Origin of the sequence: Gillisia hiemivivida (assembly GCF_007997295.1) — a bacterium.
In the GTDB taxonomy this organism is placed as follows: Bacteria; Bacteroidota; Bacteroidia; order Flavobacteriales; family Flavobacteriaceae; genus Gillisia; species Gillisia hiemivivida.
The window spans coordinates 55581-69474 of sequence record NZ_VORY01000019.1; the positions used below are offsets into that span (position 1 = coordinate 55581).

Annotated in this window: 17 protein-coding genes and 1 tRNA gene; 8 read left to right on the plus strand and 10 right to left on the minus strand. The window is 34.5% G+C overall.

Translation table 11 applies throughout. The features are described 5' to 3' along the window. The first annotated feature begins 2 nt into the window (after positions 1 to 2). From ES724_RS13290 to ES724_RS13310, 5 genes are all read left to right on the plus strand, one after another. Complete coding sequence (locus tag ES724_RS13290) at positions 3 to 749, plus strand: NADH:ubiquinone reductase (Na(+)-transporting) subunit D (protein WP_146933689.1); 747 nt, start codon at positions 3 to 5, stop codon at positions 747 to 749. A gap of 20 nt (positions 750 to 769) precedes the next feature. Next, on the plus strand, positions 770 to 1384 hold the full coding sequence (gene nqrE / locus ES724_RS13295; protein ID WP_146933691.1) for an NADH:ubiquinone reductase (Na(+)-transporting) subunit E: 615 nt from the start codon (positions 770 to 772) through the stop codon (positions 1382 to 1384). Between the two features lie 15 nt (positions 1385 to 1399). Next, positions 1400 to 2689, plus strand: coding sequence for an NADH:ubiquinone reductase (Na(+)-transporting) subunit F (gene nqrF, locus ES724_RS13300; protein WP_146933693.1), 1290 nt, complete (start codon positions 1400 to 1402; stop codon positions 2687 to 2689). A 96-nt stretch (positions 2690 to 2785) separates the two neighbouring features. Beyond that, on the plus strand, positions 2786 to 3145 hold the full coding sequence (locus ES724_RS13305; protein ID WP_146933695.1) for a Na(+)-translocating NADH-quinone reductase subunit F: 360 nt from the start codon (positions 2786 to 2788) through the stop codon (positions 3143 to 3145). Further along, positions 3123 to 4157 carry an FAD:protein FMN transferase gene (locus ES724_RS13310; RefSeq protein WP_146933697.1) on the plus strand — a complete coding sequence of 345 codons (1035 nt, stop codon included), beginning with the start codon at positions 3123 to 3125 and terminating at the stop codon, positions 4155 to 4157. The genes ES724_RS13305 and ES724_RS13310 overlap by 23 nt, the downstream gene beginning before the upstream one ends. A gap of 5 nt (positions 4158 to 4162) precedes the next feature. Here ES724_RS13310 and ES724_RS13315 read toward each other — a convergent pair whose 3' ends face one another. The 6 genes from ES724_RS13315 to gpmI all read right to left on the minus strand — a co-directional run bounded on the left by ES724_RS13315 (position 4163) and on the right by gpmI (position 8929). Continuing rightward, positions 4163 to 4930 carry a class I SAM-dependent methyltransferase gene (locus ES724_RS13315; RefSeq protein WP_211362769.1) on the minus strand — a complete coding sequence of 256 codons (768 nt, stop codon included), beginning with the start codon at positions 4928 to 4930 and terminating at the stop codon, positions 4163 to 4165. Then, entirely contained in the window at positions 4927 to 5490 is a 564-nt protein-coding gene (locus ES724_RS13320) for an NUMOD4 domain-containing protein (RefSeq protein WP_146933699.1), read from the minus strand. Before ES724_RS13320 ends, ES724_RS13315 begins: the two co-directional genes overlap by 4 nt. Further along, a complete protein-coding gene (map, locus tag ES724_RS13325) occupies positions 5483 to 6298 on the minus strand; it encodes a type I methionyl aminopeptidase (protein WP_146933701.1) in 816 nt (271 codons plus the stop codon). Before map ends, ES724_RS13320 begins: the two co-directional genes overlap by 8 nt. Then, positions 6295 to 6726 carry a BT0820 family HAD-type phosphatase gene (locus tag ES724_RS13330; RefSeq protein WP_146933703.1) on the minus strand — a complete coding sequence of 144 codons (432 nt, stop codon included), beginning with the start codon at positions 6724 to 6726 and terminating at the stop codon, positions 6295 to 6297. The genes map and ES724_RS13330 overlap by 4 nt, the downstream gene beginning before the upstream one ends. Before the next feature lie 64 nt (positions 6727 to 6790). Continuing rightward, complete coding sequence (locus ES724_RS13335; RefSeq protein WP_146933705.1) at positions 6791 to 7396, minus strand: thioredoxin family protein; 606 nt, start codon at positions 7394 to 7396, stop codon at positions 6791 to 6793. 15 nt (positions 7397 to 7411) lie between these two features. Next, positions 7412 to 8929 (minus strand): 2,3-bisphosphoglycerate-independent phosphoglycerate mutase, encoded by a 1518-nt coding sequence (gene gpmI, locus ES724_RS13340; RefSeq protein WP_146933707.1) that lies wholly within the window; start codon positions 8927 to 8929, stop codon positions 7412 to 7414. 441 nt (positions 8930 to 9370) lie between these two features. On the opposite strand from gpmI, the gene ES724_RS13345 reads away from it, so the two are divergent. Then, entirely contained in the window at positions 9371 to 10108 is a 738-nt protein-coding gene (locus ES724_RS13345; protein WP_146933709.1) for a murein L,D-transpeptidase catalytic domain family protein, read from the plus strand. Here the strand turns inward: ES724_RS13345 and ES724_RS13350 are convergent. The 4 genes from ES724_RS13350 to ES724_RS13365 are packed head-to-tail and all read right to left on the minus strand — an operon-like array spanning position 10098 to position 13080. Beyond that, positions 10098 to 11756 (minus strand): L,D-transpeptidase family protein, encoded by a 1659-nt coding sequence (locus ES724_RS13350; RefSeq protein ID WP_246136879.1) that lies wholly within the window; start codon positions 11754 to 11756, stop codon positions 10098 to 10100. The genes ES724_RS13345 and ES724_RS13350 overlap by 11 nt on opposite strands. A 4-nt stretch (positions 11757 to 11760) precedes the next feature. Then, positions 11761 to 12225 carry a GNAT family N-acetyltransferase gene (locus ES724_RS13355; protein ID WP_146933713.1) on the minus strand — a complete coding sequence of 155 codons (465 nt, stop codon included), beginning with the start codon at positions 12223 to 12225 and terminating at the stop codon, positions 11761 to 11763. A 9-nt stretch (positions 12226 to 12234) separates the two neighbouring features. Next, positions 12235 to 12525 carry a GNAT family N-acetyltransferase gene (locus ES724_RS13360; RefSeq protein ID WP_146933715.1) on the minus strand — a complete coding sequence of 97 codons (291 nt, stop codon included), beginning with the start codon at positions 12523 to 12525 and terminating at the stop codon, positions 12235 to 12237. 3 nt (positions 12526 to 12528) lie between these two features. Beyond that, positions 12529 to 13080, minus strand: coding sequence for a ClpP family protease (locus tag ES724_RS13365; RefSeq protein WP_146933717.1), 552 nt, complete (start codon positions 13078 to 13080; stop codon positions 12529 to 12531). Between the two features lie 64 nt (positions 13081 to 13144). On the opposite strand from ES724_RS13365, the gene ES724_RS13370 reads away from it, so the two are divergent. Both ES724_RS13370 and ES724_RS13375 read left to right on the plus strand, forming a co-directional pair. Further along, on the plus strand, positions 13145 to 13570 hold the full coding sequence (locus ES724_RS13370; protein WP_246136880.1) for a GNAT family N-acetyltransferase: 426 nt from the start codon (positions 13145 to 13147) through the stop codon (positions 13568 to 13570). Between the two features lie 47 nt (positions 13571 to 13617). Next, a tRNA-Gly gene (locus tag ES724_RS13375) sits at positions 13618 to 13690 on the plus strand. Positions 13691 to 13894 lie beyond the last annotated feature (204 nt).

A 13894-nucleotide genomic window follows, 5' to 3' on the forward strand; every position in this document is an offset into this window, starting at 1 on the left:
TTATGTCTATAGATACTAAAATAGCTTCTGAAGCAAAGGAAGCAAAGAAACAAGAAATGATCTTATTTCTTTCTAATACTGAAGAAAGAGAACATTTCTTATCGAAGAACAATCGTAAGTTATTAAGCGACCCCTTAGATGATAACAACCCGATTACTGTACAAGTTTTAGGTATTTGTTCGGCATTGGCAATTACGGTTCAATTAGAACCTGCAATTGTGATGGCATTAGCAGTTACTGCAGTAATGGCATTCTCTAACATGATCGTTTCTTTAATTAGAAACCTGATCCCAAATAGAATTAGAATTATCGTTCAATTGGTAATCGTTGCTTCTTTGGTGGTCTTGGTAGACCAAATACTAAAAGCTTATGCCTACGATGTAAGTAAGCAACTTTCTGTATTCGTTGGGCTTATTATTACCAACTGTATTGTAATGGGACGTTTGGAAGCATTTGCTTTAGGGAATGGAGTTTACAAATCTTTTCTTGATGGAATAGGTAACGCAGCAGGATACGGAATTATCTTGATTATTGTTGCTTTTTTCAGAGAGCTTCTAGGAAGTGGAAAATTATTCGGATTCGAAGTCCTTGGAAACAATGCAGCTGTAGCATCGGAAGCTACAGGATTGTACGCTTATGGATATGAGGATAACGGACTAATGTTATTGTCTCCAATGGCACTTATCGTGGTGGGAATCATTATCTGGGTACAACGTGCAAGAAACCGTAAATTAATAGAACAAAACTAACAGCGTTAAAGCACTATAAAATGGATTATATAAATTTATTTGTTAGAAGTATTTTCATAGAAAATATGATTTTTGCCTACTTTTTAGGAATGTGTTCCTATTTAGCAGTATCAAAAACAGTAAAAACAGCAGTTGGTCTAGGTACAGCGGTTATTTTTGTACTTGCCATCACGGTACCAATTAACTTTTTGCTGGATCAATACTTGCTGGCGCCAGGAGCTCTACAATGGATAAATCCAGAATATGCAAATGTAGATCTTAGTTTCTTAAGTTTCATAATGTTCATTGCAGTAATAGCTTCAATGGTACAATTGGTGGAAATGATAGTAGAAAAATTTGCTCCAGCTTTATATGGTGCCTTAGGGATCTTTTTACCACTTATCGCAGTAAACTGTGCTATTTTGGGTGGATCTTTATTTATGCAGCAAAAAAGCTTTACTGCGGTATCTGAGGCTATAACCTATGGTTTAGGAAGTGGAATTGGATGGTTCTTAGCAATTATTGCTATTGCAGCTATTAGAGAAAAAATTGCTTATTCAAATGTTCCTGCTCCTTTAAAAGGACTAGGGATTACCTTTATTATTACAGGGTTAATGGCAATTGGGTTTATGAGTTTTATGGGAATTGAATTATAATAAAAAGACAAAACAATGACAGTTATTATAGCAAGTGTAATTGTATTTTTAGTACTTATACTCTTATTAGTTTCCATATTACTGGGCGCTAAAGCAAAATTAGTACCTTCTGGTCCCGTTACTATTAAAGTAAATGGTGAGAAAGACATAGAAGTAGGATCTGGTGGAACTCTTTTATCCACTCTTGGTGAGCAAAAATTATTTTTACCGTCCGCCTGTGGTGGAGGTGGAACATGTATTCAGTGTAAATGTATAGTTACTGAAGGTGGTGGATCTATTCTACCAACAGAAGAACCTCATTTTACAAGAAAAGAGATCGCTCTAGGATGGAGACTTGGTTGCCAGGTTAAAGTTAAAGAAGACATGAAGATCCAGATACCGGAAGAAATTTTTGGTATTAAGAAATGGGAAGCAACGGTAATGCGTAACTATAACGTAGCATCCTTTATCAAGGAATTCGTAGTAGAGATCCCTGAGGATATGGGTTATAAAGCAGGTGGATATATTCAAATCGAGATTCCTAAATGTGAGGTGAAATTTGAAGATATGGATATTACTGCGCATCCAGATGAACATCCTGGAGAACCAGATAAATTTAAAGATGAATGGGATAAGTTTAAGCTTTGGCCTTTAGTGATGAAAAATCCTGAAACGGTAGAGCGTGCATATTCTATGGCTTCTTATCCTGCAGAAGGTCGTGAGATCATGTTGAATGTACGTGTTGCAGCACCGCCATTCGATAGAGCTAAGAACGGTTGGATGGATGTAAATCCAGGAGTAGCCTCTTCTTATATCTTTTCAAGAAAAGAAGGTGATAAAGTTGTAATTTCTGGGCCTTATGGAGAATTCTTCATAAATGAAAGTGAATCAGAAATGCTTTATGTAGGTGGTGGAGCTGGTATGGCACCAATGCGTTCTCACTTATATCATCTATTCAGAACCCTTCAAACAGGAAGAAAAGTAAGTTACTGGTATGGTGGACGTTCTAAAAGAGAATTATTCTATTCAGAACACTTTAGAGCTTTAGAAAGAGATTTTCCAAACTTTAAATTTTACTTAGCTTTATCTGAACCTATGGAAGAGGATAACTGGAAAGTAAAAGATGGAATTGATGGAGAAGGAGATGGATTTATAGGATTTATTCACCAAGTGGTAATAGATAACTATTTACAATATCACGAAACTCCTGAAGATGTCGAGTATTATTTCTGTGGACCACCTTTAATGAACAAGGCGGTAGAAAAAATGACCGAAGATCTTGGAGTTCCTCCAGAAAATGTAAGATTTGATGATTTTGGTGGATAAGCCATAATCTAGATTAAGTATATTAAAGACCGACCTATGAAAATAGTCGGTCTTTTTTTTATTAGCTATTTAGCAATAATCGTATTTTTGAATACTATGAAAGATAAATTAACAGATCAAGAACTTCATAACCTTGCAATGAATATTGTAGGCAAGCAATTGGAAGATGAGGGATATGAGTTTCTTGGAGTGAACAGCCAATTGAAACGAAATCCTCAATTTGTTGCGTTGAAAGATCAAAAATTGAATTTCGTGATCGTTAAGGCTATTCCATATCCTGTAGACCCTAAATATTATGATCCTCAATTTATGAAGGGAATCAAGGATCACGCGTTAAAGTTCAATGCTAAAACTTTTTATGCAGGAGTCGGTATTGCAAATTCCGGGGATTATGATAAACCAGTTTTAAAAGATGATGCTTACACCGTTAATTATGAAGGATTACAAGAGATTTAAATTGAAGACAATACTACCCATATTTATAAGTGCTATCCTGCTTTCTGGCTGTTCCAAAAATCAGGAGGCTCAAATATTCGTTGGGGAAGCCCTGGGAACAACCTACCAGGTGAAATTCTTTCATAAAACCGAGTTGCCACTCCAAAAGGGATTAGACTCTATTTTTGAGGTGATTAATAGATCTATGAGTACCTATCAAACAGACTCGGATATATCTAAAATAAACGCCGGAGATACTTCAATTGTAGTAGATGATAATTTCAGGGAAGTATTAAAAGCTTCAGAAAAAATATACTCTGAGAGCAGAGGCTTTTTCGATCCAACTGTTGGGAATTTAGTGAACGCCTATGGATTTGGTCCAGAAAAAAGGAATAACAGCTTAAATAGCCGCGTAATAGATTCTATGTTGCAGTATGTGGGCTTAAACAAGATCAAACTTTCCGCAGAGAATAGGATTATCAAGGATCTCCCGGGAATCTATTTGGATTTTAATGCTATTGCTAAAGGATATACAGTAGATGTGATCGCTGAATATTTAAATTCTAAAAAAGTACAGAACTATTTGGTGGAAGTAGGAGGAGAGCTTGTGGCAAAAGGGACTAATATAAAATCTGAGGAGCCATGGATAGTGGCTATTGATGATCCATTACAAACTGAAGGGAATCGTGTTTTTGAAGCTACACTGTTCTTAAAAAATAGAGGCATGGCAACTTCAGGGAATTACAGAAAATTCAGATTGGATTCCTCAACCGGTCAGCGGTATGTTCACACCATCAATCCTAAATCGGGAAAGTCTGAAAAAAGTAATTTATTAAGCGCGTCCGTTCTTGCTAAGAACTGCACTTTGGCTGATGGTTATGCAACTGCATTTATGGCTTTAGGGCTTGAACGCTCTCAAGAAATGCTATCCAGAATTGAGGATGTGGATGTGTATTTTATTTATGCGGAAGAAAATGAAGAAGTGAAAGTTTTTAGTACTTCTGGATTTAAGGACGTTTTGAGGCAAGAATAATCATCTTATTTAGTACAAACAGGAATAATTTCTCCTTTTGCTAAACGATATTTATCTATTTCTGAAGGATCTAAAGAATTAGTGTAAGCTACTTCTTGCACTTTAAAACCAATGCTTCTTAGCTTATCAAAATAATCCCGCCCATAAACCCGGACGTGATCATATTGCCCAAAGATCTTAGCTCTTTCTTTTCTAGAGGTAATAGAATTATCTTCAAAAGTAACAGCTCTGCTTAGATCTTGAGGGATCTGTAAAATCGCGGTTCCACCAGGTGCCAAAACTCTGTAAAGTTCTTGCATCGCCTTCGTATCATCAGGAATATGCTCCAAAACGTGATTACAAAGAATAAAATTGAAAGAATTATCTTTAAAAGGGAGATTGCGAATATCGGCTTTTACATCTGCTAAAGGAGAATTGAGGTCTGTAGTAGTGTACTCCAGATTTTCCATTTTCTTAAACAGCTTATGAAAAGCTTGTTCCGGGGCAAAATGCAACAATTTTATTTTTTTAGTAAACAGCCCGGTTTCATTTTTTAAATACAGCCATAATAAGCGATGACGCTCCAGGGAGAGGGTAGAAGGAGAAAGCACATTCTCTCGTTGTTGCTCATAACCATAAGGTAAAAACTTCCGAAAGGATTTACCGTCTATTGGATCTGTGTATTTTGAGCCTCTTAAACTGAAAGCTATTAACGGTCTAATTAAATAACTAGCTCTAATTAATAGGGGACGAGGAATTTTATTCAGAAAAAATTTAAATGCCTTTTGGATCATACTTCAATATCACCCCAATTTTCTCCAGATTTTATTCTGTATAACTGCATTTCTGAAACACCAAATTGCTTAGCTAGTATTCGTATTCTGGTTTTTCTATTTGGATCTAATAATTTCTTTTTCAAAACTACTGCTTGTGCATAGCTCAATTTAGAATAGGAGGTTACCTGTCTTAGCTTACGCTTCATTTTGTTCTCCTTAACGTTAGGATTGCCAAATTGATGTTTCGTCCATTCTTCTTTATTGGTCCAGGCTAAATTGGAAACATGATTTTCCTGTTTTATGTAATTTTTATGGATTACAAACAGATCGTCATCTTTCTTTTCAAGAAAACAAGCAGCGATAATTCTATGGAAATAGTAATTCTTCTTTTTTCCATTTTTTAAATTCACTACAAAAGATAGATATCCTGCAGTTCTACCACCTTTAATAAGTTCTCCTTCTGGGTTTTTAACGAAACTTATTACTCTTCCATAATTGGAAATTTTATACACAAACCTTTCCTGCCATGATTCATCATGATAGGTTACCCATTGCTCTTGTCGGAAATTCTTAACCATAAACTTTAGATCTAAATTTGTCTTCTTCGTTACTTGTAATTCCTAATGCCTCGTAGATATAATTAAAAGTAGAAAGCAACTCTGGCTTTCCATCTACCAAAGCTACATTATGCTCAAAATGTGCGCTAGGTTTATTATCTGCAGTGAGAATTGTCCAGCCATCGTTAAGCTGATTTATATTTTTTGTTCCCAGATTGATCATAGGCTCAATAGCTACAACCATTCCTTCAATAAATTTTTTACCACGTCCTCTCTTGCCATAATTTGGCATTTCGGGATCCTCATGCATGGTTTTACCCAAACCATGACCTACCAGCTCTCTAACAACTCCATAGCCATGATCTTCGCAATATTTTTGAATAGCATAACCAACATCTCCCACTCTCTTACCAGCTCTAAATTCATTGATGCCCACGTAAAGTGATTCCTTGGTTACTTGTAATAATTTTTTGGTTTCCTCTGCCACTTCTCCAATTGGAAATGTGTATGCATGGTCGCCATAAAATCCATTTTTTACGGCTCCACAATCTATAGAGATAATATCACCTTCAACTAATGGATTGTTATTTGGGATCCCGTGAACTACTTGTGCATTTGGACTCATACATAATGTATTTGGAAAGTCATACAAGCCTAAAAATCCCGGAATTGCATTTTGTTCTCTAATATACTCTTCCGCTAATTTGTCTAATTTCAAAGTGGTTACCCCTGGTTTTATTTCTGAAGCTAACATTCCCAATGTTCTGGAAACTACCAAAGCACTCTCTCGCATTAATTCAATTTCTTCTTTGGATTTGGATATAATCATAATTTCGATTTAATATAATTCAGGATACGCTTCCCTGATTTTTCTTTTTTCTTTTTATTTGTAAACTTTGCTTTCTCTGGGGAGGATGATAATTCATGATAAATTTCACCCCAACCACGAAGTCCACCAATATTCCTGTCGTCTATAAAAATGTCTGCCTGAATTTTTCTACTCAGGGATTCATCGTATAACTCTTCGGGGTAACTTTTATTTACAGCATAAAAAACAATTCCTTTTTGCTTACAGAATTCTACGGCTTCTTGTAATTCTTTACCAGACCTGTAGGTCCAAAGGATCAATAAATGCCCTTCTTTCTGCAAATGGAGTAAGGTTTCTAAAGCAAAAAGTATAGGTTTGCCTATTTTAGGATACCTGTTTTCTACTATAGTTCCATCAAAATCTACAGCAATCGTTTTGTTATTATGCATGCTGTAAAATTAAAAATATGCGTTAATAATATTCACAATATTGTAGGGATATTCGTCTTATTTATTAGTCAGCATAGGAGTTCTTATACTCTTCTCCAGAAACGATTTTAGCAAAATCTTCTTCTATAGATTCTCTTGGATATTCTACAAAACGATTTGCCTCTTTTCCGTCCTTTAAAAAGATCACGGTTGGAACTCTGTTTAAATCAAATTCTTTTTCAATATTATCTGTTGTGGTCTTTTGTCTATTCACTCCATAAAAAGTAAGATTAGACATATCATAACCAGCTTCATCTAAGATCTTGAATACTTTTGGGGTTTCTCTTCTACTATCTGGACACCAAGTTCCCATAAAAGCAATTATTTCATAATCTGAAATGTTCTTTTTAATTGTAGCCATTGCTTCAGCAGATGGATTGAATTCATCATATCCTTCATTGAACCATTTAGAAAATGCTTCTTGTTCAAGATCTGCTTTATCAAATTCTCCTACTAACATTCCTTGTTGCATATTTGATTTAGTTTTAGTCTCTACAGCCATTTCCGAAGAACTGCTTGTGGAAGACGATGTTGTATTTGTGGTAGTGGTGGCAGCAGTATTTGTTGATTTATTACTGTTTCCACAACTTGCTAAAAATGCGAATGCTAAAAGGTATAAACTAATTTTCATATTCTTGTATTTGTTTTAGATTAAAGGTTCTTGGGTCATTAGCTCTGGCTTGGTGATTCCCATCAACTTAAGGATAGTCGGTGCTATATCACCTAAATTACCATTTTTTATGGATTTTATATCATCGTCTACCAATATTACCGGCACTGGACTAATAGTATGAGATGTATTTGGCGACCCATCTGCATTCATCATTACTTCACAATTCCCGTGATCTGCAATTAACAAAATACTGTACTCATTTTCAATAGCGGTTTCTACTACCTTTTGTGCACATTCATCTACAACCTCACAAGCTTTTATTGCCGCTTCCATAATCCCGGTATGGCCTACCATATCTGGATTAGCAAAATTTAGACATATAAAATCTGTTTTTTTAGATTTTAGCTCAGGAATTATTTTATCCCGAATTTCATAAGCACTCATTTCTGGCTGTAGATCGTAGGTAGCTACCTTTGGAGAATTACACATGATGCGTGTTTCTCCCTTAAATGGTTTTTCCCTTCCACCAGAAAAGAAAAAAGTAACGTGAGGATATTTTTCTGTTTCGGCTATTCTAATTTGAGTTTTGCCCATGTATTCCAATACTTCCCCTAATGTGGTTTTAATATTCTCTTTTTTGAAGACAATATTTATATTGGTGAATTGATCATCGTATTTAGTAAGAGTTACATAATACAAAGGCATTTTATTCATAGAAAACTCAGGCATATCTTCCTGAGACAAAACCTTAGTTAATTGGCGACCTCTGTCTGTTCTAAAGTTGAAGAAAATTACAATTTCGTCATTTTTTAAAGTAGCAACTGGTTGCCCAGATTCATTTGTGAGCACAATTGGCTCAATAAATTCGTCTGTAACTCCGTTTTTATAACTTTCTGAAATTGCTTCAACAGCATTGGTGGTTTTGTGTCCTTTTCCAGAAACAATAAGATCATAGGCTTTCTTAACCCGTTCCCAACGCTTATCCCTATCCATTGCAAAGTATCTTCCAATTACTGAAGCTAATTTGCTATTTGTTTTTTCTAAATATTCCTCAATTTCAGTTATAAAATTCACTCCAGATTTTGGGTCTACATCACGGCCATCTGTAAATGCGTGTACGTATTTTTCTTTCACCCCAAATTCTTCTGCAGCGCTTAACAATCCTTTTAAATGATTGATATGCGAATGAACACCGCCATCACTTAGTAAGCCCATAAAATGTATAGGCTTATTATGCTTTACTGCATAATCAAATGCTTGCTCTAAAACGGGTTCACTTATAAGGCTATTGTTTTTAACGGCCAGATTAATCTTTGCCAGATCCTGATACACGATTCTTCCCGCACCTAAGTTCATGTGACCAACCTCACTATTCCCCATTTGGCCTTCTGGTAGCCCTACATTTATTCCATGGGTAAGCAGTTGTGCATTAGGATAGTCTTTAAAGAGACTGTCTATAAATGGAGTGTTCGCTTTTGAAATAGCAGAGACTTTTGGATCTTGAGTTATTCCCCAGCCATCCAAAATCATAAGAATTACTTTCTTGTTCATTAGTTGCTTATAAGTGGGTAAAGATATAAACTATATGTAGGCTTGTTAAAATACTCCTATTAATATTTTATTAAAACTCGAATTTTCTTTTAACTCCCTAAGACACCATTAATTTTATATCAATTTAGTGAAAAAGTACTGGTTTTGTTTGAGGCTGGAGTAGATCTTTCATTTTAAAAAATGTTAAAACTCCTAGTTGTATACTCTTTAAGTTTTCTTAATTTTTATTTCAAGTTTTATAAAATAATAATGAAATGATTTCGTTATCATACCTGTTGTGTTCTATAAAGTAAAATTTAATTATTTGAATACAAGCATATTATAAAATTTTATCGCCAAAAGGTGAATTAAATCTGATGTAAGGTATTGTATGATTTAATTTTTGTAAGTTGGCATACTATTTGGAAAATAATTAACATTCTTTTAAATCTAAATCTTTTTATGACGTATAAAATCCTAACCGTAATTACTTTCCTTACTTTTTCCTTTGCTTTTACAACTACCGAGAACCTTGAGGCGACCAACATCGCAGAAGAGCCGATTGCATTCATGGAGCCTATCGAAGTTAATCTAACTATAGAAGAAGAAATAAATAAGGCATACACAGATCTTGTTGAAAATAACAACAGTGTCCCAGACTTAGATAGTTTTAAGAACGGAATGATGGGATATTATAAATTATCTGATCAAAATGCAATTGAAAAAAATATTCTTACAATTATAGACTTCACACTTTCATCTACTAAAAAAAGAATGTGGGTTTTAGATATGACTAATAATAAAGTATTATTTAACACGGTTGTTGCGCATGGTAAAAATACGGGTAACGAGTTTGCAACCAAGTTTTCTAATAAGGTAAATTCTTTACAGAGTTCTTTGGGTTTTTACGTTACAGCAGAAACTTATTACGGTAAAAACGGATATTCCATGTTTATAGATGGAATGGAAAAGGAATTTAATTCTAAAGCCCGTGAGCGCTACGTGGTTGTTCACGGTGCCAGTTATGCAAATCCTTCTTTTGCAAGTAAATTAGGAAGACTAGGAAGAAGTTATGGCTGTCCTGCTTTGCCAACCGCTCTAAATAATGACATTATAGATGTTATAAAAAACAAGTCGGTTATCTATATTCACTCCGCAGACAAAACTTATTTAAAGAATTCTAGAATGATTAAGGCTTAGAAACCTTATTTAATTCTTCTATGATCTTTTCGTCGTAGTTGTAGATGTCTTCTGTAAATCTAGGCTTCCCATTTTCTATCCAAGCAGTCCAATATAAATGATGAACTGTCACTCTTTGATCCATCTGAACTTGTTTTAGCTTACCTTTTTCGAGGATCTCATTAATTTTTCCTGAATTATAATCTGACTGATCACTTAAAAGATATTCAACAAGTTCCATTACATTCTCTACTCTAATACAACCAGAACTTTGTGCTCTGGAGTTACGTGCAAAAAGTGATTTTGAAGGCGTGTCGTGTAAATAGATCAAATGTTTGTTGGGATATATAATTTTCACCTTCCCCAGTGGGTTAGAACTTCCCGGTTTTTGCCTATATGTATAGGATCTTACTTTGTTGCTATTCCAATCCACTTCATTTGGGTTTAATAATTCTCCATTGGAACTATAGATATCTATATTTTTTCGTTTAAGATAACTCGAGTCTTTTCTCACTCCCGGAATTACGTCTTTATTTTTTATAGTAGGAGGGATCGTCCAATTGGGATTAAAAACTATATATTCTATTTCATCTGAAAAAATCGGTGTTTTTCTAAGGTCGGTACCCACCATTATTTTATGACTACTTATAATCTTATTATCCTTTATTACCTCTAAATGATAATTGGCAATATTCACAAGGATATAATGTTCTCCTAAATCCCTAGGATACCAGCGCCAACGTTCCAGATTTGCCAAAACCTGATTGTAACGGGCTTTATAATCTATATTCAGTAATTTTATGGTGCTATTCCCCACGATCCCATCAGATAACAAACCATTTTCAAGCTGAATTTGCTTAATAGCATCTTGCACTGGTTGTGAATAATCATTAGTAAATGGATCTATATCTTTTAAATAACCCAAAACCATTAATCTGAATTTGATCTTTTGTAATCGGGCATCTTGCATTCCAGGCTTTATCATTTCTCCACCATCAATCTCCTTAAATTCAACGGAGTCTTTTAGCTTCTCTTTATACTCTTTTAAAGAGACTATGAGCTGACTATAAACAGGATTATTTGGTCTTAGCTCATTAAACGCAATTTCTAGATCATTTTTAGCAAGCGCATTATTAAGAAGAACACTAAGATTCGCTCGATTTTTTGGAAGATCAAAGATCTCATGAATTTTTTGTGGATTTGTTTTACCATTTAGCAAGTGACTACTAAATTTAAAAAAAGCATCAGTAAGTAAAATGTCATACCTGCTCTTTTCATTATTGTTTTGGGAGTTCAGACTACCTTCTATGGCTTCAATTTCGTTACCATGATAATCTTTAAAATAAAGACCTTCAGCTTCAGCATTTTTTAGGGTTTCAATAAAACCTTCCCGTAATTTATTATTACTCCATGTGGGTAGATATTCTTTTTTCTCATAGAATTTCTTTACAGAGTCACTTAAAAATAATTCATCTGATTTAGGGCTAGAGAGAATTTTTGAAATTGAATTTTTAGTCCCAAGAGTAGTTTCCTCAGAAGGTTCTTCGGATTGGTTCAGATCAGTAGCGTCTTCGTTCTTATTTTTACAACTAAAGATTCCAAGCAAAAGCAGTATGCCTATAAGGAATACTTTTTTAGTAACCAGATCTAGGGTTTTTAGTGAATTCATACTTCTATTTATTCTTGCTTTCAAAATGTTTGAACATTACAATATGTTCACAAACACCAGGTACTTCAAATTTCTGTCCAAAACTTTCGTAGCCATGTTTTTTATAGAAATCTATGGCATTAACTCGGGCATTAAACCATAAAAACGGATCGTGACCTTCTTGTTTTATTTTAGATTCTCCTTCTTTTAAAAGTAAGCTGCCTAAACCTTGTCCTTTATATTTGTATAAAATTGCCATTCCTCTAAGTTGAAACTGGGAAATAGGATCAAAAAAAGGGTTGCTGTTTTTCATAAAACTAGCAACCCCAATTAAATTTTCATCCTTATATAGGCCTAAGTGAAATGTTCCTTTGGAATCATCTCCAGCGAAATAGCATTCTGTAACAGGTCTTCCCGGTCTCAAAACGTCATTTCTCACTGTATAGGTAGCGCTAGCAGAAATTAATCGGATAGTGTAAGTAGCGCTCATGTTAAAGAATTAACTTGCTAAGACGTCTCTGTATTCTTTATGTTCATCGAATTTAACTTCAGCAAAAGGACAAAGAGGATCAATTTTATAGTTTTTCTCTCTAGCATATTCTACGCTTCTTTTTAAAAGCATAGATGCCAAGCCCTTTCCTTCCAATTCAGATCTTGTTTCAGTATGATCTATTACTAAAACCCCATTGTCTTGCTTTGTGTAGGTGAGTTCGGAAGTTATTCCTTTATCATCCTCCATGTAGAACATACCTCTAGTGTCGTTCTCTTTGTGTTTTATTTCCTGACTCATAGTTTAAGGTTTAAATACGCCATCTACAATCCCATAAGCAATAGATTCATCTGCATCCATCCAGTGATCACGGTTAAAATCTTTCTTTACTTTTTCTATCTTCTGACCACAATTTTCAGCAAGGATTTCCGCACTGATTTCTTTTATTTTTAAAATTTCTGCAGCTTGAATTTCGATATTAGAGGCCTGTCCACGAGCGCCACCGCTTGGTTGGTGGATCATTACTTTTGCTAATGGCTGAATGAATCTTTTTCCTTTGGTTCCTCCAGAAAGTAAAATTGATCCCATAGATGCTGCTAATCCACTACAAATGGTTGAAATTGGACTCCTAAGCGATTTCATAGTATCATAAACTGCAAAGCCATCGGTAACGAAACCTCCAGGACTATTTATAAATAATTGGATTTCTTTATCTGAAATGGCATCTAAGTAAAGTAACCTATCTATCACGTGCTTAGCAGACTTACCATCTACTTGTCCCCACATAAATATCTTTCGTTGCTCTATGAATTTTTCGTCTATAAGGTCTTGGATTTTTCCAGGTTTATTTTTCATGAGTATTTTATTCTGATTTTTAATTCTAGCTAAAATTATGACTAATTTCGCAGAAAACCGTAGGATGGAATTATCAATTAACAAGATTTTAAAGAAAGATTTGGATTTGGTTGTTCCACTTATTATGGAATTGTCTGAATATCAAACAGAAGAATCATTATTGAAATCCAGAATGCATGAAATGTTAGAGCAAAATTATGAGTGCTTTGCCATTTATTTAAATGAAGAAGTTATAGGAACTTTTGGTCTTTGGTTCATGACTCGTCATTATGCCGGGAAATCTTGTGAAGCTGATCACGTTTTTATTAAGACGGAATACCAAAACAGAGGTTTTGGAAAAGAAATATTTGAATATATTTTTGATTACGCAAAAGGGAAAGGTTGTGAGATGCAAGAGTTAAATGCTTATGTCCAGAACTTTAAGTCTCATAAATTTTATATGAATTTGGGCTATGTAATTAAGGGCTATCATTTTTTAAAAAAGCTGTAATTTTTTTTGGAAGTTGAAAAGTTTAAGGATTATATTTGCACTGTCTTGCGAAAGTAGCTCAGTTGGTAGAGCGTCAGCCTTCCAAGCTGAATGTCGCCGGTTCGAACCCGGTCTTTCGCTCTAAAACCTTCCTTGCATAGGAAGGTTTTTTTATTTAAAACTAGATTAAATTTAGAGTAGATATATAGGGTGAGAAGGGATCATGACTAATTGTTGTGTTTATGCAAAAATTGTGGTTAATCTGTAGAGGAAGAATTCTACATTTTTTACTCCTCTGAACTGTGCTCTAAAGGCTTTTATTTTTGCGTTGAATGATTCTGCTGA

Excerpts from the sequence above, each read along its gene's own strand:
- ES724_RS13320 (WP_146933699.1), bottom strand. The coding sequence starts at position 5,490 with ATGGTTAAGAATTTCCGACAAGAGCAATGGGTAACCTATCATGATGAA.
- nqrF (WP_146933693.1), top strand. The coding sequence starts at position 1,400 with ATGACAGTTATTATAGCAAGTGTAATTGTATTTTTAGTACTTATACTC.
- ES724_RS13310 (WP_146933697.1), top strand. The coding sequence starts at position 3,123 with ATGAAGGATTACAAGAGATTTAAATTGAAGACAATACTACCCATATTT.
- map (WP_146933701.1), bottom strand. The coding sequence starts at position 6,298 with ATGATTATATCCAAATCCAAAGAAGAAATTGAATTAATGCGAGAGAGT.
- ES724_RS13360 (WP_146933715.1), bottom strand. The coding sequence starts at position 12,525 with ATGAGTCAGGAAATAAAACACAAAGAGAACGACACTAGAGGTATGTTC.
- ES724_RS13345 (WP_146933709.1), top strand. The coding sequence starts at position 9,371 with ATGACGTATAAAATCCTAACCGTAATTACTTTCCTTACTTTTTCCTTT.
- ES724_RS13365 (WP_146933717.1), bottom strand. The coding sequence starts at position 13,080 with ATGAAAAATAAACCTGGAAAAATCCAAGACCTTATAGACGAAAAATTC.
- gpmI (WP_146933707.1), bottom strand. The coding sequence starts at position 8,929 with ATGAACAAGAAAGTAATTCTTATGATTTTGGATGGCTGGGGAATAACT.
- ES724_RS13315 (WP_211362769.1), bottom strand. The coding sequence starts at position 4,930 with ATGATCCAAAAGGCATTTAAATTTTTTCTGAATAAAATTCCTCGTCCC.
- ES724_RS13335 (WP_146933705.1), bottom strand. The coding sequence starts at position 7,396 with ATGAAAATTAGTTTATACCTTTTAGCATTCGCATTTTTAGCAAGTTGT.
- ES724_RS13290 (WP_146933689.1), top strand. The coding sequence starts at position 3 with ATGTCTATAGATACTAAAATAGCTTCTGAAGCAAAGGAAGCAAAGAAA.
- ES724_RS13330 (WP_146933703.1), bottom strand. The coding sequence starts at position 6,726 with ATGCATAATAACAAAACGATTGCTGTAGATTTTGATGGAACTATAGTA.
- ES724_RS13350 (WP_246136879.1), bottom strand. The coding sequence starts at position 11,756 with ATGAATTCACTAAAAACCCTAGATCTGGTTACTAAAAAAGTATTCCTT.
- nqrE (WP_146933691.1), top strand. The coding sequence starts at position 770 with ATGGATTATATAAATTTATTTGTTAGAAGTATTTTCATAGAAAATATG.
- ES724_RS13370 (WP_246136880.1), top strand. The coding sequence starts at position 13,145 with ATGGAATTATCAATTAACAAGATTTTAAAGAAAGATTTGGATTTGGTT.
- ES724_RS13355 (WP_146933713.1), bottom strand. The coding sequence starts at position 12,225 with ATGAGCGCTACTTACACTATCCGATTAATTTCTGCTAGCGCTACCTAT.
- ES724_RS13305 (WP_146933695.1), top strand. The coding sequence starts at position 2,786 with ATGAAAGATAAATTAACAGATCAAGAACTTCATAACCTTGCAATGAAT.